The organism is Bacillus sp. DJP31, from assembly GCF_049310945.1.
GTDB lineage: Bacteria > Bacillota > Bacilli > Bacillales > SA4 > Bacillus_BS.
Window position 1 is genome coordinate 14,940 of sequence record NZ_JBMERO010000005.1, and the last position, 17,080, is coordinate 32,019.

15 protein-coding genes and 1 riboswitch are annotated in these 17,080 nt (G+C 40.0%); all 15 genes read right to left on the bottom strand.

All coding sequences use genetic code 11. The annotated features are described in order from the left end of the window. Positions 1-118 precede the first annotated feature (118 nt). Positions 119-883 (bottom strand): tyrosine-protein phosphatase, encoded by a 765-nt coding sequence (locus tag ACOI1C_RS06665; RefSeq protein ID WP_422509245.1) that lies wholly within the window; start codon positions 881-883, stop codon positions 119-121. Positions 884-989: 106 nt separating this feature from the next. Continuing rightward, the gene (locus ACOI1C_RS06670) at positions 990-1,730 is read right to left on the bottom strand and encodes a CpsD/CapB family tyrosine-protein kinase (RefSeq protein ID WP_422509247.1); all 741 of its coding nucleotides are present in this window, start codon (positions 1,728-1,730) and stop codon (positions 990-992) included. Then, positions 1,678-2,409: a YveK family protein gene (locus ACOI1C_RS06675; protein ID WP_422509249.1), complete on the bottom strand. Its 732-nt coding sequence runs from the start codon at positions 2,407-2,409 to the stop codon at positions 1,678-1,680. Before ACOI1C_RS06675 ends, ACOI1C_RS06670 begins: the two co-directional genes overlap by 53 nt. Positions 2,410-2,560: 151 nt before the next feature. Beyond that, positions 2,561-3,406 carry an SGNH/GDSL hydrolase family protein gene (locus tag ACOI1C_RS06680; protein ID WP_422509250.1) on the bottom strand — a complete coding sequence of 282 codons (846 nt, stop codon included), beginning with the start codon at positions 3,404-3,406 and terminating at the stop codon, positions 2,561-2,563. 382 nt (positions 3,407-3,788) lie between these two features. Further along, positions 3,789-3,920, bottom strand: a complete 132-nt coding sequence (locus tag ACOI1C_RS06685; protein ID WP_422509252.1) for a hypothetical protein — start codon at positions 3,918-3,920, stop codon at positions 3,789-3,791. Positions 3,921-4,315: 395 nt separating this feature from the next. Beyond that, positions 4,316-4,400, bottom strand: a riboswitch (cyclic di-GMP riboswitch). A 162-nt stretch (positions 4,401-4,562) separates the two neighbouring features. Beyond that, complete coding sequence (gene manA / locus ACOI1C_RS06690) at positions 4,563-5,522, bottom strand: mannose-6-phosphate isomerase, class I (RefSeq protein ID WP_422509254.1); 960 nt, start codon at positions 5,520-5,522, stop codon at positions 4,563-4,565. 272 nt (positions 5,523-5,794) lie between these two features. Then, on the bottom strand, positions 5,795-6,529 hold the full coding sequence (gene nagB / locus ACOI1C_RS06695; protein ID WP_422509256.1) for a glucosamine-6-phosphate deaminase: 735 nt from the start codon (positions 6,527-6,529) through the stop codon (positions 5,795-5,797). Between the two features lie 14 nt (positions 6,530-6,543). Next, on the bottom strand, positions 6,544-7,716 hold the full coding sequence (gene nagA, locus ACOI1C_RS06700) for an N-acetylglucosamine-6-phosphate deacetylase (RefSeq protein WP_422509258.1): 1,173 nt from the start codon (positions 7,714-7,716) through the stop codon (positions 6,544-6,546). Further along, entirely contained in the window at positions 7,716-9,305 is a 1,590-nt protein-coding gene (locus ACOI1C_RS06705; RefSeq protein ID WP_422509260.1) for an FAD-dependent oxidoreductase, read from the bottom strand. The genes nagA and ACOI1C_RS06705 overlap by 1 nt, the downstream gene beginning before the upstream one ends. A 48-nt stretch (positions 9,306-9,353) precedes the next feature. Continuing rightward, positions 9,354-10,298: an ROK family protein gene (locus ACOI1C_RS06710; protein ID WP_422509262.1), complete on the bottom strand. Its 945-nt coding sequence runs from the start codon at positions 10,296-10,298 to the stop codon at positions 9,354-9,356. Then, complete coding sequence (locus tag ACOI1C_RS06715) at positions 10,291-11,838, bottom strand: DUF4127 family protein (protein ID WP_422509264.1); 1,548 nt, start codon at positions 11,836-11,838, stop codon at positions 10,291-10,293. Before ACOI1C_RS06715 ends, ACOI1C_RS06710 begins: the two co-directional genes overlap by 8 nt. Positions 11,839-11,840: 2 nt before the next feature. After that, the gene (locus ACOI1C_RS06720; RefSeq protein WP_422509266.1) at positions 11,841-14,408 is read right to left on the bottom strand and encodes an alpha-mannosidase; all 2,568 of its coding nucleotides are present in this window, start codon (positions 14,406-14,408) and stop codon (positions 11,841-11,843) included. Beyond that, complete coding sequence (locus tag ACOI1C_RS06725) at positions 14,405-15,295, bottom strand: carbohydrate ABC transporter permease (RefSeq protein WP_422509268.1); 891 nt, start codon at positions 15,293-15,295, stop codon at positions 14,405-14,407. The genes ACOI1C_RS06720 and ACOI1C_RS06725 overlap by 4 nt, the downstream gene beginning before the upstream one ends. A 5-nt stretch (positions 15,296-15,300) precedes the next feature. Beyond that, on the bottom strand, positions 15,301-16,176 hold the full coding sequence (locus ACOI1C_RS06730; RefSeq protein WP_422509271.1) for a carbohydrate ABC transporter permease: 876 nt from the start codon (positions 16,174-16,176) through the stop codon (positions 15,301-15,303). Next, complete coding sequence (locus tag ACOI1C_RS06735; protein ID WP_422509273.1) at positions 16,173-17,078, bottom strand: ROK family protein; 906 nt, start codon at positions 17,076-17,078, stop codon at positions 16,173-16,175. Before ACOI1C_RS06735 ends, ACOI1C_RS06730 begins: the two co-directional genes overlap by 4 nt. Positions 17,079-17,080: the final 2 nt, after the last annotated feature.

Here is a 17,080-nt window from a genome sequence, read left to right on the forward strand (position 1 = left end):
CTATTTATTCACCCACAGCATGACCGAGTGCCTCCATTGATACAGGTTAGGAGACATCACCCCATAATAATAGGAAGTTTTATAGGTTTGTAGATCTATAAAGCTTCCTTATGAATTTCTAAAATAATCCCAAAAACTTCTTCTGCTTCATTCTACTCGGGCTGTCCCTAAACACCGTTTCACCTAGAACTAGTAGCTCTGCATTCTCTTTTAGCATATAGACGGCTTGGACACCGAATTCCTTGTCCAGCTCTTCATAGGCTTGTCCTAGACGGAAAGATCGAGTGCTGATGTTATGAGCGTCACTCGCAATAAAATGCGTAAGATTATTCTCTAGTAACTGAAGCGAGAATGTACGTATTTTCTTCCCTAAATCCCCCACAACACTAGAAGCCGTCACTTGCGTGAGTGCACCCTTTTCTACCAAGTTGTACAGTATATCTGGATTCTCTATCATTTCCTGATTTCTCTCCGGATGGACAATAATTGGAGTAATCTCTTTCATCTGAAAATCATATAACAGTCTTTCCGTATATCTCGGAACATGATTGGAAGGTAGTTCTATAAACAGGTATTTCCCAGAATCATTCAAAGTTAGTATTTTACCATTTTGATAGTCTTCTAGAATTTCACCATAAATTCGAGGTTCTTGCCCTGGTAGGATCTTTAGTGGGATGTTTTCTACTACTAATGCTTCATTTACTTGTTTTACTTTTTCTACGATGATTTCTTTTGTGTTTTCATACTTCCTAGTAAAATGGGGAGTGCCCATGACTTGGGTGATACCATCTGAAACGGCCGCCTTCGCCATTATGATTGACTCATGGATGTCTTTTGGCCCATCGTCAATTCCAGGCAATATGTGACAGTGTATATCAATCATGACAATTCTCCCCCTTTTTTTACAATTTGCAACACTTATCTAATAGTAACACGGATGAATCATGATAGAAACGGGTGTATTTTGTCGAATCGTGACAACATACACATCAATTTTTTCCATAATAGTAGTAATACTGGCTATCCTTTTGCTGCTTGTTGTTCAGTACAACACCTAATAGCTTGGCTTTGGCATTCGTTAATAGTTCTTTTGCCCTAATGGCCAGCTCATTTTCTGTTTTTCCACTACTAACAACCATCACAACACCATCACACTGATTGGCTAGTACTTGAGCATCCGTCACCGCAATCACTGGCGGTGTATCAAAGATAACGATGTCAAATTGTTCGTATGCTGTTGCTAGTAAGTCTTTCATTGCTCTTGAACCCATGAGTTCAGCAGGGTTCGGTGGAATGGGTCCACTTGGAAGTACATATAGGTCTTCTTGCTCTGTTTCTCTACTCGCACTCTCGATCGTTGCTTGTTTTGTTAAGACATTCGTTAAACCAACATGATTGTTTAGGCGGAATGTATAATGAACTGTTGGTTTTCTTAGATCTGCGTCTATTAATAGAACCTTTTTACCCTGTTGGGCGAATACAACTGCGATATTGGCTGCTGTCGTGGACTTTCCTTCACCAGGACCAGCGGAAGTGACCATAATCGATCTAACATCCTGATCGACTGTGGAAAACTGGATATTCGTACGAATCGTCTTATATTGTTCAGATATCGGTGATTTTGGATTCGTCACCGTCACTAAGTTTCTATTTAATGCTTGAATGAATTTTTTTGAATTACGAACCAACGGATTCACCTCTTGATCTACGACTATTTTGGTTTGGTGCATCACCTTTTTGCTCCACTTCTTGTGTAATAACAGTAATTGCACCAAGCACAGGCAGTTCTAGTAATCTCTCAATATCCTGTTCAGTCTTAATTGTGTTATCTAAATACTCAAGTAGGAATGCTAGACCAATTCCTGTCATGGCCCCAACGATAAGTGCAATAGCCATATTTAATGCTGGACGCGGCTTAATTGGATCTGGATTCTCCGCCACTTCTGCTTTCGATAAGATGCTCACATTATCTACGTTCATGATCGTTGCAATTTCTTTTTTGAATACATTCGCAATTGTATTGGAAATATCTACTGCCATTACAGGATTTTCATCTTCTACTGTAATAGAAACGACCTGGGAGTTGTTTTCACTAGAAACAGCAATTTTTCCTATTTTTTCTAGCTTTAATTGGTCCTTTACTTTTTCAAGAATGGTCGGACTTTGAATAATGACACTATACGTGTTAATCAACTGTAGGTTCGTTTGCACTTCGCCAACGTTATACGCTTGTTGATCCGTTTTTGTCTGGTTCACCAGTATTTGAGTTGACGCTTGATAAACTGGTGTTAAGAAGAAATAACTTACAACCCCACTTGTCATCGTCGCTACCAATGTAAGGATCATAATAAGGCCAAGACGTTTTCTTAACGTCTGAAATAACTCTTTTAAACTAATCGTTTCTTCCATAATTTCCTCCTGAATGACTATAGTAAAATCGCACTAATATTCTAAGCTGGGTTTTATTTTTCTTTTTGATTGCTCTTGCTTACTCCACTTGAGTATAACAGTAATAAAATGCAACTTATCCCCCTAAAATTTTACCAATTTAAAACGTTAGTTAATTGGAGATTTCACCATCACTTATAAAGTAAGTAAGTAGAAACTCCGCCCATACTTCATGACCCTTTGCGCTCGGAATAGATTTAATCGAGAATGATGGATCTGGAGATAAGTATTTTTCTAGTTCACTAGATTTATAATCTGGCCAAGCACCCCAATGGTTTAGGTACGTATATTCGTTTTCAACTGCATATCGCTCTAGTTCTGCTACTTCCTTTGGATAATACGTAGCATTGTACAGCGGATTTGCTGGCTGAAGGAATATATAAATCTCTTTGTTCGCCTTTGTAAATTCATTCACGATATCATCGATATTATTCAATCTCTGTCTCAATTCAACTTCCCCGTTATCCATTAAGATAAAAGGCTCTAATAATAAGACATCCGGCTTTTGCGAAAGTGCTTCATCGAGTAGATTTTCTTTTAGCACCTCTGTCGAATTTTTATCTTGAATTTCTACGATGGAAATCTCGAATAGTTGTTCTCCGTATGTTTTGATTAGTTTCTCCTTAAATAACGTAGGCCATCCTAATGAATCTGAAGAAGTTGACTTCGAACCTAGGATAACGAATTGTAATGGTTTCTTTTCTTCGTCAGCATTTTTTAACCTATTCTTTAGTTCATCTGGAAGATTTTGCGTAAGTTGTTCTAGACTAGTTTCTTCATTAGAGCTACTAGTAACCGATTCCGGCTTAACAACTGACTGCACATCCTCTTCAATCTCTTCGACTAATGTACTTTTCATCCCCACATAGGTTGAGATTTTATCATTCCAATGAATCTTTCCTACAACGATTGAACCAACAGTTAAGAAAAGGACAATAACAAAAGCGGCTAATTTCATATTAATTAATCCCATCCTTGCAAATATATGTAATTTCTAAATTCCTCTTTTTTAGTTCTAAAGATCTACAAAAAACGTCAATACGACAAACGAAATACACCTTATATTACCCTATCCCACTACATTACTCAAACGAATTTCTACACTTTAACCAATCTTTTACGTTATTTTCTATAATGCGACAAATTCCGACAGGGATAGAGGGACAGGTACCTCGTCCCTACCCATCCAAAGGTAATGTGCATATTCGGCTAATATTTTTGAGAGGAACCAATTCTGGCTGGTTTACAGAATTTCACTCTTTAGTACGAAGGACTTCCGAACGAACAAAAGCATGAGATCTGTAAAAAATCTCATGCTTTCTTTTAGTATTTATCTTATATTAAAGTGAATTCATAACTACAGTTAATAATCCACCAACAATTGCCGCAAGAATCGGAAAAGAAATGTATAACATTACTTTTTTTCGTTCCTTCTGTTTATAAATCTCTTCTGGAGTAATCCACTGTGACATCTAATATTCCCCCTAATCTGTTGTGTTTATGTCGAATCATGTCTAATATCGTCGGAACAGAGAAAGAATTCATGGGTCAATTGGACTGTTTTTAAGGAACGAGAGGGACAGGTACTCAGTCCCTCTTTCATTACTTCCCCCCTTCATATTCTATCTATGGTTTACTCAACAAAACAAAAATAAAGCCGGGAATTTAAATTCCCGGCTTCAGATATATGTATTATTGCCTAGGTTCTTTCTACCTAAAAAGTTCTCTCCGGCGTTTCTTGCCTACTTTAATATATAACGTACCGTCTTCCATACATCGAAACATACGAATCCTAAAAAGTGATAAAGGTGTCCATATCTCTTTAAACACATAATAAGGCATAGTTCGTTATTCCCCTCTACTCTTTATAGGCAGCTTGGCTGGCATATCCAATTGATTTAGCCCCAGTAGCTTTGCGTCGCCTCTTTTCAAAGGGTTTGCCATTATCTTTTTTACTAGAATATCAAAGATCTATTAATTAATTTGTAGAATATTGTTGTCGAAAGTGGATTTTCTTTCTACATTTTTTTTGAACTGACTAAGGTTCACTCCACTAAAAAAAGCGATAAACTTTTTAAAGTATGATCACTTCTTTAGTCCATCTCATTTACTTGTTACTTCAATGTTGGATTCGATACTATTATCTCAGTATCTCCCGAGATCTTATATTCTTTCAGAGTAGAAGGAATGATGAAATGATCTCCCTTTTTAAATGGAAAGTCACCTTCTTTAGTTTGAACGACACCATCCCCCTCAAGAACACTAAACAAATAATAGTTATTATTTGTTTCTCTTACAAAGCTACCCTTTCCTTTCCAATGTTGGACAGTGAAGTAATCCTCTTCAATAAGAAGTTTACTGACAAATCCTTCTTCCACAGTTACAGATGGCCTAAAAGAAACATCCTTATGAGGGATGCTTGAAACGTCAATAGACTTCTCAATATGAAGTTCTCGAAGATGACCCACTGAATCTCTACGATCATAGTCATAAACTCGGTAGGTGATATCCGAACTTTGCTGCGTCTCAAGAAGTAGTATTCCTTTTCCAATCGCATGTATGGTACCACTAGGAATATAGTAAAACTCTCCCGGCTTCACCTTGACTCTTCGTAATAAATCGTTCCATGCTCCGTTTTTAACTAGCTGTTCAAACTCTTCTTTTGTTGAGGCATGGTGACCAAAAATCAACTCCGAATCTTCCTCGCAATCGATGATATACCAGCATTCAGTCTTACCAAAAGGATAATTTTCTACTTCTTTCGCATATGTATCGTCAGGATGTACCTGTACGGATAAGTCTTGACTGGCATCTAAAATTTTTGTAAGTAGCGGAAACTCCAGACCTTCTTGGTGCGCAAACAATTCACGATGATTTTGCCATGCCTCTAGTAAGGTTTTCCCTTGTAATGGGCCATTTAGTATTTCATTTGGTCCATTTGGATGTGCTGAAATCCCCCAACACTCACCCGTTGTTTCAGTTGGAATATTATAGTTGTAAATTTCTCTTAGCTTTGTGCCGCCCCATATTCGGTCTTTGAAAACGGGCTTAAGAAAAATGGGTTGTTGGTACATAAAACAAACTCCTTTTTTGAACTAATTTATGATTCCGATCAAGCCTGTTTATATGACTACTAGATAGGGTTTTAAATCAAACAGAACCTCAATAATCTTGTCCATAGTAAATCTCGATTGTTTCCAACGCAAAGGCATTGCAATTATTTCCCTTTTCCGGGCAACATCTGGCTAGTGACAAAAGCCAACTCATCGTCTACTAGTACGATACGAAAGCCGTGTATCCCTAAAGGTACACGGCTAGCTATATACGGATGCATTTGGGGTTTTATCTAACATTTCTCAAACATCAAAAGCGCCTCTTCATCTGCAATAATAGTCAAACTTCGGTGGTTTCTTAGAACGGTCGCAGGTACTTCTTCTCTTATATTCCCATGCAATAGTTCGTTTAATGCTTCTGCCTTTTTTTGACCTGAAACTAATAGAAGAATACTCTTGGCCTCCATAATGGTCTGAATTCCCATGGTTATGGCTTGCTTAGGCACGTCTTCAAGTTTAGTAAAGTACTGGGAGTTCGCAAGTCTCGTTGATTCCGCTAAATTCACAATATGGGTACGAGAGGAAAACGGCGTATTGGGTTCATTGAAGCCGATATGACCGTTTTGTCCTATTCCGAGTATTTGCAAGTCTATTCCACCACTTTGCTTGATCAGGTCTTCATATCGATTGCACTCTTCTGTTGTATCTGAAACGAGTCCATTCGGAATGTGTGCATTCTCTTCTTTTATGTTGATATACTGGAACAAGTTCTGTTTCATATAGGAATGATAGCTGTTAGGATCCTGCCGAGTTAGCCCTACATACTCATCAAGGTTAAAGGTTTGAATGTCGGAGTAGGAAGTATGATTTTGCTGATGGTCTTCTATTAATCGTTGATAGGTTTCAATTGGCGTTTGACCTGTTGCTAGGCCAAAATTCATGAATGGGTTACTTTTTACAGCATCTATTATGATTTGAGCTGCTTTTTTGCTTAATTCACTTTTCCCTTTTTCCACATACATTCTCATAAAGGAGTCCTCCTTTAGAATTCTTGATGATACACTAATTTACCTAGGCAAAATGTCATGACTACTTGATAATCCTTGTTAAGTACGACAATATCCGCATCTTTTCCAACCTCTAGACTTCCTTTACGATCAAGCACACCTATTTTGCATGCAGAGTTGTAGGATGTCATTCTTACAACTTCTAGAAGTGAACAGCCAGTATAGGACATGATGTTACTTAGAGCTTCATCCATTCTAAGGATACTACCAGCAAGAGTTCCATCCTCTAGCCTAGCTTCGCCGTTTTCCACCTTCACCTTTTGTCCACCTAATTCGTACACACCTTCTGCCAAGCCTTTTGCACGCATGCTGTCGGTTATCATAATCAGTGAGTCGAAACCCTTTATCTTAGTTGTTAGCTTGATCATTTCAGGTGATACATGAATGCCATCTACAATTAATTCAGCTGTTACATTGTCATGAAGATACACTCCACCCACTACGCCTGGCTCACGATGATGGATGCCTCTCATCTGGTTATAAAGGTGAGTCGCATGGCTGAGGCCATGGTCAACAGCTTGCGCAAACACTTCATAGGCAGCATCACAATGCCCAACAGAAGCTACAACCCCAGTAGAGTGCAGATGCTGTATTAAACGAAAATCCTTGTCTTTCTCCGGTGCTAGTGTAACAATCTTAATCTGATCTCCAGAAAGTTCTTGCCATCTTTGGAACTGTTTGGCATCTGCCTCTAGCATATATTTTACTGGCTGTGCACCCGCTCTTTTTTCGGACAAAAAGGGTCCCTCTAGATGAACACCTAGAACTTCTGCTCCGTCTTGGAGTTCTTCATTTCTAGTATATGAAGCAATAGTGGACAATGCTTGTTCAATTGTCTCTATACTCTGTGTCATTGTTGTCGGAAGAAAACCTGTCACACCTTCACTCGGAAGATAGTGACACATTCCCTTCAATGATTCCAATGTAGCATCCATTGCATCATGCCCTGCTGCACCGTGGATGTGGATATCGATCATCCCGGGTATCACATGATAGCCTTCAGGGATTTCTTTCACTTCATCAACATCTTCGGATATGCTTTCTCCGATATCCTGAATCTTTCCGTTCTCTATAAGTAAGGAACAATTAGGACGTATTGTCTCTAGTTGATAGACCGTTCCACCTTTTAATAGAATTCGTTTTTTCATTAAATGGCTCCTATTTCAGGCCAATGTAACTCAATTCCCTGATTGATTAGGAGCTCCTGAAATTCGCGAAGTAAGCTTTCGTTTTCTCGGATTTCAGTTGGGAGCACACCTTTATCAATGGCAAACGAAGCGAGGTACCCTGCAGATTCTCCTATATTCCATTCCACTGGATGAACTCGATAGCAGCCGTTTGTGATATGGGTTGTTCCAATATTTTTACAAGCAGGTAATAGGTTCTTTACTCTAATCGGTAAAAGGCTTCCAAGTGGAATTTCAAATGGTAGACTTTTCGCATAGAAAAAAGAGTTCGTTACGATAGTTGGATGGAGATCAATTCTGTAACATCCTATCCCGATGGTATCTTCATACCGTTGAATTCCTTGGTCACCACGTGTGTCGGCATTAATGTGCTCCTCTACAACGGTAAATTGCGCTTTGATTCGTCTCGATTCCCGAATGTAAGGGTACATGGCTAATCCGTCAGATGTTCCAAGCACATCTGAACGAAGACGAAGTCCTGGGTAGCCATTTCCTCCATCTACTCGAGGTGCTTCCGTTTGGAGCCAGTATAGCAAGGACAAACTTACCTGTTTAGCACCCTCGATATGCTTTGCTCGTTCTTCCTCAGTTACATCAATAATGGACCCGAGCCAATAATCATTTTGTGGCCAATTGATTAACGAAATATCGCCTTCGTAAAATCCTGGCTGATACAACGAAGGGTCTATGATACGACGATATTCCCATAAGCCAAGACCCTCCTCATCATTAAACATTCTAAAAGGTTTAGATCCGCCTGTATCAGCATCAGGAGCATACCAGCTTAATTGCTGGTGTTCAAGGAACGGGGCCTTATATTCTCGCCACCAGTCATACGATTCAGGTTTATCAATAACAAAATTCTCGCCTTCGATATAATCTAATGCCATGACATAGGTGATCGGCTGCATATCCATCGGGCTTGGTTCAGCTGGTGCATGGAGTTCACCGGTTTCCGCTCTTGATTCTGCTCCTGTCACATACTCTACTCCTGCAAGAGGAAGAACATCTCCGCATTCTGTGGCATCAAGAAAATAGTGGCCTAGTAGTATCGTTTCGTTGCCAGTGACAAGGTTTCTTACTGTTACTGATTGGACAAAATCACCATCTGATTCAGCATGGACGGCCTTCATTTCGGTATATAGCTGAATTTTCCCATTACTAACATAAGGTGCAAGCATATCCTGTAGGACTGTTAAAGCCACCTTAGGTTCATGACAGAGCCTGCTAACCCAGCCATCACCAGGATTTAATCGGTTTTGGTTTCTTGCCTTCTCTGTCAACGGATAATTCTGCTTGTAATACTCTCTCACCCGGTTTCGAAACTCACGATATGTAGCCGTACAGCCGAAGGACTCAATCCATTGATGCTCATCAGGAGGAACACCTTGGCTTGTTACTTGTCCACCTATCCATTTTGTTTCTTCTGTCATAATCACTTTTTTATTCATTTTGGCAGCTGATAATGCAGCAATAGTTCCCCCTATGCTTCCACCAATAATGATAATATCTGCTTTTAAAGTTGTTCTCACCACCACAAAAGCCTCCATTCTATTTTCTTAGTGGGACAGAGGGACAGGTTATCTGTCCCTCTTTTTTCAGTAGGGATTAGAGAGGGACAAGGGACCTGTCCCCTTGTCCCCAAAAGGAAGGAAACCAGCTCCAACTATGCCAGCTTGGTCTCCAAGTTCCGCCTTCTTAATGAGTAATGAATCTTGCATGCTTTCGTATAAATACCCCTTAACTAGAATCGTTAATTCATCTAGTAGTAATGGACTGGCATTCATGACTCCCCCACCTAGTACAAAAACAGAGGGGTTCAAGGTGTGGGCGAGGTTCGATATCCCAATCGCCATGTAATTTACAGCCTGGTTAACCATTTGCTTTGCCGACTCATTACCTTCACTTGCCAATTGAAACACATCCTCTGCTCGAGACACTGCAGGTCCAAGAAGTTCTTTTCCGAGTAGTCCAATGGCTGTTCCTGAAGCAACAGCCTCTAGAGCTCCTCCGTTCAGATTCGATTGCTTTTTACCATATGGGACAATGATCATATTGCCGATTTCTCCCGCATTTCCAGTTGCACCCTGAAGTATTCTTCCATTCAAGACAATCCCAGCACCAATTCCTGTGCTCCAGGTAATATAAACGACAGACGAATATCCCTTCCCAGCCCCTTTTATCGCTTCGGCAAGTCCCGCAACATTTGCATCATTATCAACAAATACCGGGACGGAAAAGACGTCTTGAAGGATTGACCTAATTGGAACATTACTCCAGCCAGGTAAGTTAGGAGGATCCATCACCACCCCAATAAAAGGATTCAGCGGGCCTGGTGAGCCAATGCCAATGCCAACAATGTGGTGTGTTCCCGCTACCTTCTCAATCATACCTTTGATTTTGCTAATCACATGCTCAGGTCCAAGGCTTGCTTCTGTTGGTTCTTTTAGAATGGTTATGATATCGCCTAGTTCATTGAGAAGGGCAACCCTAACATTCGTTCCACCAAGATCTACTCCAACGGAATACTGATTGCTAGACATCAGCATGCACTCTCTCTTTAGAAGAGACCTTTACTCCTATTTCAAAGGTACGGTCCCACGGTAGGTAGACTTCATCAAGAGATAGCTTCCATTTAGGATGGTAGTCTAGAATATGGCTATAGTGTTTATATTGTTCTGTAAAATGATGGCGAACGGTTTCTACTAATTCTTCCTTATCTACGTCTCCCGAGATTTCTCTTCTCACGATTTGACGAACATGACCTTGGTATAAATAATCATCTAGCAAACGAACACAGATTTGTTCAAAAAGGGCTTGCTGTGATTTTGCTTCTAGGATGTTCATCTTCTCTTGTTGAAGATAGACCATTGCGGCTTGGGCAACGACGGTTCCTAGTGTATTTCCGGCTGTATTCCAAGCTCCAAATCCCGAGAGACGTTGAAATATCCCAGACTGTAACAATGGAGGAAGCATCCGTTCATCCGCACCATTGGCATAAGCAAGATCGGCAACTGCGACGCTCTTTCCTTTGGCCACATAGTGTATTAAACGTCGCACCCACTCTCCAATATTACGGTCAGGAGTGTCGACCTCTTCTAAAAATTTTTGAAGAGCTAAATCACCCTGTCGTTTTCCGGGAACGTTAACCGCTAGCACGATATCTGCTTCTAATGAGTTATCAATCGTATAGCTGCCAATCACATGAATTTGTCCTTTAACTGACTCACATATCGGTCGATCTTCATACATGGCAGAGGATAACGCCCCTCTCTCCCCACTGTAAAACGGAAAGAATACTGGTGGCTTTACTCCCTCAAGCTGAAGAATCATTTTGGTTACTAACGAAGCGCCAACCTCATCTGCTCCTGGATATATATAAACCAGCTCATGTAATGAACGCTCATGAACAACTTTTGCTAACCATTCTTGTTCTTGAATATTAAAGCCATATTCGGCTGTATCATCCTGTGGAAATACTAAGGTGTCGAGAATACCTTGTTCCAAGAGATCAAAAAAAGATAGACTCATAGATAAGTTACGTTTTCTTGTAGTTAGATAATCTTCTAGTATGCTATCAGGAATTTTCGCTCTAGCTTGATCACGATTATCAAGAGCCTCTCCACTCTTCGTCTTCTCATATTGATGCTGGTAAAAGGAATACGCCCATATATGTGAACCATGATCCTTCCAATACTCTTTTTCCTCTTCGTTTACATTGTTATTGGAAATTCGCATGGTCGCACTAAACAGCATGATTTTTTTATCTGGATAACTTGCTTTTATATGTTGAATGATGGCCAATCTTTGTGTGATATCTTCAAACTTATCCTCGCTGATCCTTGAGGGAACAAGTCCACCATATCCTAGCATATCTGCAGATAGTACAAATCCATCTACAACTGGTGCTACATCTAGCAGCCACTTTTTCAAAGCTTCTAAATCAGCGGGCTGCTTTAGAAAACCAAGTGACTTTACCTCAGGAACTAGTACCTCCCAACCACCAATTCTAGCAAGCTGACATGGCAACTCTCGGGTGACAGGTCTAGCATCAACTGGTAAAAGAGCAATTTTTCTCTTCATAGCTACCGCTCTCCTTTAAAGGTGATTTCATATGTACCAATTTCTTTTGCTGAAAGACGGGCTACAGTAGGCTCAATTGTCTGTAGTACATGACCCTTGAAATTAACTTTTTCTATGTTCACTATTTTTCTACTGCTAGAAAATGCAAAAGACTCCATGTGTTCTGAAGGATTCCATAAACGAAGAACTAGTTTGTCATTTTTGACTCGAATACTACTCCATTGAATAACAGTAGAGTCCAGTTCTATGATCTTTTGCATAGACATATCTACAATTTTTCCAGAATAAAAACGTGGTGGTACTCGGTACTGGTGAGCACTCTTAGCTATTTCATGATTCTCTCGCTGACTTCCCACTTCAAAAGCAAACTCGTACTCATATGTTCCTATACATTGTGCCTTTGGTGTTTCCATGTTCGGTCCCGCTCCGCCACCACGTGTCCTAAGATCATCTCGTGATAACCACCCAACACTTCTTAATAGGGTCACTTCTATTGAATCAGAGCACACCTGATATTCCTGCAAACCTCTATGATAGAAAGCAAAATCTTCGGCTGCGATGAAAGAATAACTTGGATCTACTACGACCGGTACTTCTTTTTGCTTTGGAGCGTCAAACTGTTCCGTTCTGTTTGTTTCTCGTTTCACAACATCAAACGCAGAATCACTAAACGAATGGCTGATTTTTTTCCCAAGTGGAAACTTCAAGCGAAGACGTTGGTCCTTTGCCTGGTTTACTAGCATAACGTTTGCATAAATCTTGGAGTCACCTTCGAATACTTCAAGTGTGACATGAGCTATGTTTGTTACCCTCTCATTAGATGCTCCACTTCTATCATCGTTAAGACCCGCCGGAAGCTGAAGCTCCACCATATAGTTAATTCTTTGGTAATGCTTTTGGATAGAGATTGTAGGTTCGCCTACTATCACACCATTTGAAACCACATCAATCATTGGTGGTGAGTAGTTATATTCATCCCCTGCATCTAATGAGCTGTATAAATGAAGAAACCCATTATATTCCCGGTTCAAAGATTTATGGTATGCAGAAATTGTCCCATCTTTTTCAACCTTAATAAGAACTTCAGTATTCTCAATTGTTGTACCTACTGAGCTACCTATTGAAGCTTTCGTTCCTTCTGCTAGTTGGAATGCTGTTAATGAAAGGGAAGCAAGGTTCTCAACCTTTAGCGCCACATCAAAGGACGTTCCGTGCTTGAAGTCTGGAAATGCATCTAGTGGGGATTCGAATTTCCTATCTTTATAGCTATTTATAATGATGTGTTCATATTGGTTTTGATGTTCATCTAGTATGATAAATTCTTTTTCCTCATGTAAGAAAATAGTACCCTTTATCCAGCCCGAAAATGGCGTTGGATGCGGATTGAAAACGACAAATTGGCTGTCATCCTCAAATGGCTTTCTTGAAGCCTTGCCTGTTGCCGCAGGATCAGATATTCCTAACATGGAAAGTGCATCCTGCTGCAGCATATGTAAACGTTGGGATAGCTTTTCTGTACGAACTTCCATTTCATCATGAACTTCGTCTATACTACAGCCACATATACTATCGTGGGGATGGTTTAACAATAGTTGCTTCCATGTATCCTCTATAAAGCGATGTGGTACCTTGCCACCCATTATGGAAGCAAGCGTTAACAATGGCTCGGTATAGCCGACAAGCTCATCCTCTACCCTTTGATTCTGTTGCTTCACATACACCCGAGTTGAAAGGACATTCGGCAACACATAACATTGCTCATTCCCTCTCATTTCACCTTCATAGACGGAGAGATTGTTCGTTTTTTCCCGAATTGACTGTAAGTAAACCTCATAACTAGCTTCAATAAATTCAACCTCTTCTATTGAGCCATTTAATTCTTGGATTCGTTCTTTCATATTGTAAAAGGCAGGCATTAAATGATCTCCGCCATTGGTTAATAGAAGATTACGAGTGGTAGCAAAAGGTTTAACCTTTTCCACATAGTCTCTCATTTTAGTGATATAGTCTTCCTCATTCAATAAAGGTTGATAATAACCTTCAGGAAGAAAGACGGTTAATACCTCTGATCCGTTTGGTGCTTTCCACCAAAACTCGGATTGTTCCGGATTAATTCCTCTCCAAAGAATCGCATTATCTATTCCAAATCCTTGGAGAAGTTGCGGCATTTGCCCGACATGTCCGAATGTATCAGGTAGATAACCTACTTGCTGCGGTCTTCCATACTTTTTAGCGAGTGAGATTCCAATCTCTAAGTTTCGAATAAGAGATTCCCCAGATACTAAGAATTCATCAGCTAGAACAAACCACGGCCCAATGATCATTCTTTCATCTTTGATATAGCCTTTTACCTTCTCAAATTGCTCGGGCTCACAAACCTCAAGGTAATCTTCTAACGCAGCCATTTGTCCGTCTAAGACAAACTTCTTAATCTCATTAGAATCAAGCCCCTTTATAATCCGGTCCATCACATGGGTAAATCGGTAACGGAATACCTCAAAGGGAAGATACCACTCGCGGTCCCAATGAGTTTGAAAGACAATATAGCAAGTATAGCGTTTCTCCATCATCCTTTTACCGCTCCTTTCATCGCCCCTTCAATAAAGTGGCGCTGAAGAATCGCAAAGAAAATGATGATTGGAAGAACAGAGATGACTGAACCTGCCGCAATATAGCGCCAGTTATTCGAGAAGCTTCCAGCAAGTGTCGTTAACCCTAACGGTAAGGTGTACATGCTTTGATCATTTAGGATAATCAGTGGCCACAGGAAATCTCCCCATGCCATTACAAACGTGAAGATGGCCAGTGTAACAACCGAAGGCTTGACAAGTGGCATTAAAATTCTCCACCAGATTTGCCATGAGTTTGCCCCGTCCATTCGAGCTGATTCATCCAATTCATATGGAATGGTTAAGAAAGCTTGTCGCATGAGGAAAATACCAAATGCTGTTGTCGCATGAGGCAAAACCAAACCTGCATACGTATTTTGAAGTCCTAATTCTAGGCATAATAGATAGATAGGTATCATTAAAAGCTGAAAGGGAATCATCATCGTACTGATAATGAGAATAAAGACAATGTTCTTTCCTCTAAACTGCATACGTGCAAGTGGATAGGCAGCTAATGAGCAAAAAATGAGATTTAACGCAACTGTTAACACCGCCACAATGGAACTATTCATTAAATAAGTCCAGAACGGAAAGGCCTTCATTACTTCTACATAGTTTTGTAACGTAAATTTTTCGGGAATGAACTGTGGTGGATAGGCAAAGATATTTTCACTTCCTGATTTCAACGAAGTCGATAACAACCACAGAAAGGGACCTACCATTAGAATGGTGACTACAATTAATAATGTATAACTGATGATTCGACCAACTAGCTTTTTCGTGGTCATTGGTTTTTTAATGGTTTTCGTACGAATGATCGTTTCAGTACTTTGCAGTGGCGAATTCATGTTGGTCACCCCTTTATATCCGTTTCTTTTTTACTCATGAACTTAATATTTATGATCGATAAAACTAGTGTTATTAGAAACAAGATCACACCTGCAGCACTTGCATACCCCATTCTCAATTTCCCAAATGCTTCTTCATAAATATAGAAAACTAAGGTTTTCGAGCTGTTCAAAGGTCCTCCACCCGTCATCACGAAAATCTCTTCAAATACTTTCATCGCTGAAATAGAAGACATAATAGTAACAATCATGATAGATGGCATTAATAAAGGTATGGTAATATATAACATTTGTTTAAACTTACTTGCCCCGTCAATATCAGCTGCTTCGTACAAATCAGAAGGTATTCCTTGTAGACCAGCTAAGTAAATCACCATATAATAGCCAAGCCCCTTCCAGATCGTGACTGCCATAACCGAGAAGATAGAAGTCGTTGGTGACGTTAACCAATGGACAGGTTCACCAATGATTCCCATGCTGTCAAGAAGGTAGTTGAGCACTCCCTTATCGGCATACACCCATTTCCACGTAATTCCTACTACTACCATAGAAGTAACAACTGGAACATAATAGGCTGATCGGAAAAAGCCGATTCCTTTAATCTTTTGGTTCACAAGAATCGCTAAAAAAATCGGAAGTATGACAAGCGAGGGAACAACAACAATTAAATAGAGAAAGGTTTGAAAGAGGACCTTCCAAAACATATCATCTTGGAATATTTCTTTATAATTATCCACCCCGACAAATGCCGGCTCTGTCACCATATTGTAATCGGTAAAGCTAAGCCAAATCGCATTTAGCATGGGGTAAAAAATAAATGCACCTAGGACAATACAGCCCGGTATTAAAAATAAATAGGGAGTTAACGGACTTCTTTTCATAACAATATCCCTCTTTTCTTAGCAGCATCCATTGCCAGTTTGGCCGCTCCATACATACCAGCCTTATTTCCTAAAACTGCAGGTACGACGTTTATAGGAGACTGGTACTTTGCTAGTTTTTCTAAAAATAAATCCCACCAATAGATCTTTGAATCAATCACACCACCACCGATGATTACCACTTCTGGATCTATTGACACAGAGAGGTTATAGCAGGCTAATGCTAAGTAGTCCAAGTATTGATTCACTACTAGATTAATGGCTTCTTCTTTTTGATTGGAACATTTCTCAAATATCTCTCTTCCATGTTGAAACGGTGTTTTTACAACAGAATTTACTTCTTTCAATAGTGCACTTCCTGATAAATATTGCTCTATACACCCTAACTGTCCACAATTGCATGGTCTTCCAAACGGTACAAGAATGACATGTCCCCATTCTCCACCTTGATGGTGAGCTCCACTAGCTAGTGATCCGTTCATCACATTTGCTCCACCAACACCTGTCCCAAGTGTAAGCATAACTGCGTTTTGATAGGATTCTCCCACCCACAGTTCTCCTACTAACGCTACATTCGCATCATTTTCGACTACACATGGAAGTCGGTACTTTGATTCAATGACTTCCTTTATATTGGTTCCTTGCCAGTCCGGAAGGTTATCTGTCGCATAGACTACTTCACCTGAAATGGCATTGACTCTACCAGCAGTACCTACTCCAATGTAGTCAATGTTAGGTTTCTTTAATAGACGTTCTATAACAGACATTAGGGAAGCGGTTATTCCGTCTCTTCCTTTATGGATAGCGGTTTCTACCTCAACCATATCTAATACTGTTCTATCGTTTGAGATAACCATTCCTTTGATTCCTGTTCCACCAATGTCAATACCTATTACATTCATGC

Bases quoted from the DNA above. Each gene is read 5' to 3' on its own strand.
- ACOI1C_RS06665 (WP_422509245.1), bottom strand. From the start codon at position 883: ATGATTGATATACACTGTCACATATTGCCTGGAATTGACGATGGGCCA.
- ACOI1C_RS06670 (WP_422509247.1), bottom strand. From the start codon at position 1,730: ATGCACCAAACCAAAATAGTCGTAGATCAAGAGGTGAATCCGTTGGTT.
- ACOI1C_RS06675 (WP_422509249.1), bottom strand. From the start codon at position 2,409: ATGGAAGAAACGATTAGTTTAAAAGAGTTATTTCAGACGTTAAGAAAA.
- ACOI1C_RS06680 (WP_422509250.1), bottom strand. From the start codon at position 3,406: ATGAAATTAGCCGCTTTTGTTATTGTCCTTTTCTTAACTGTTGGTTCA.
- ACOI1C_RS06685 (WP_422509252.1), bottom strand. From the start codon at position 3,920: ATGTCACAGTGGATTACTCCAGAAGAGATTTATAAACAGAAGGAACGA.
- manA (WP_422509254.1), bottom strand. From the start codon at position 5,522: ATGTACCAACAACCCATTTTTCTTAAGCCCGTTTTCAAAGACCGAATA.
- nagB (WP_422509256.1), bottom strand. From the start codon at position 6,529: ATGAGAATGTATGTGGAAAAAGGGAAAAGTGAATTAAGCAAAAAAGCA.
- nagA (WP_422509258.1), bottom strand. From the start codon at position 7,716: ATGAAAAAACGAATTCTATTAAAAGGTGGAACGGTCTATCAACTAGAG.
- ACOI1C_RS06705 (WP_422509260.1), bottom strand. From the start codon at position 9,305: ATGGAGGCTTTTGTGGTGGTGAGAACAACTTTAAAAGCAGATATTATC.
- ACOI1C_RS06710 (WP_422509262.1), bottom strand. From the start codon at position 10,298: ATGTCTAGCAATCAGTATTCCGTTGGAGTAGATCTTGGTGGAACGAAT.
- ACOI1C_RS06715 (WP_422509264.1), bottom strand. From the start codon at position 11,838: ATGAAGAGAAAAATTGCTCTTTTACCAGTTGATGCTAGACCTGTCACC.
- ACOI1C_RS06720 (WP_422509266.1), bottom strand. From the start codon at position 14,408: ATGATGGAGAAACGCTATACTTGCTATATTGTCTTTCAAACTCATTGG.
- ACOI1C_RS06725 (WP_422509268.1), bottom strand. From the start codon at position 15,295: ATGAATTCGCCACTGCAAAGTACTGAAACGATCATTCGTACGAAAACC.
- ACOI1C_RS06730 (WP_422509271.1), bottom strand. From the start codon at position 16,176: ATGAAAAGAAGTCCGTTAACTCCCTATTTATTTTTAATACCGGGCTGT.
- ACOI1C_RS06735 (WP_422509273.1), bottom strand. From the start codon at position 17,078: ATGAATGTAATAGGTATTGACATTGGTGGAACAGGAATCAAAGGAATG.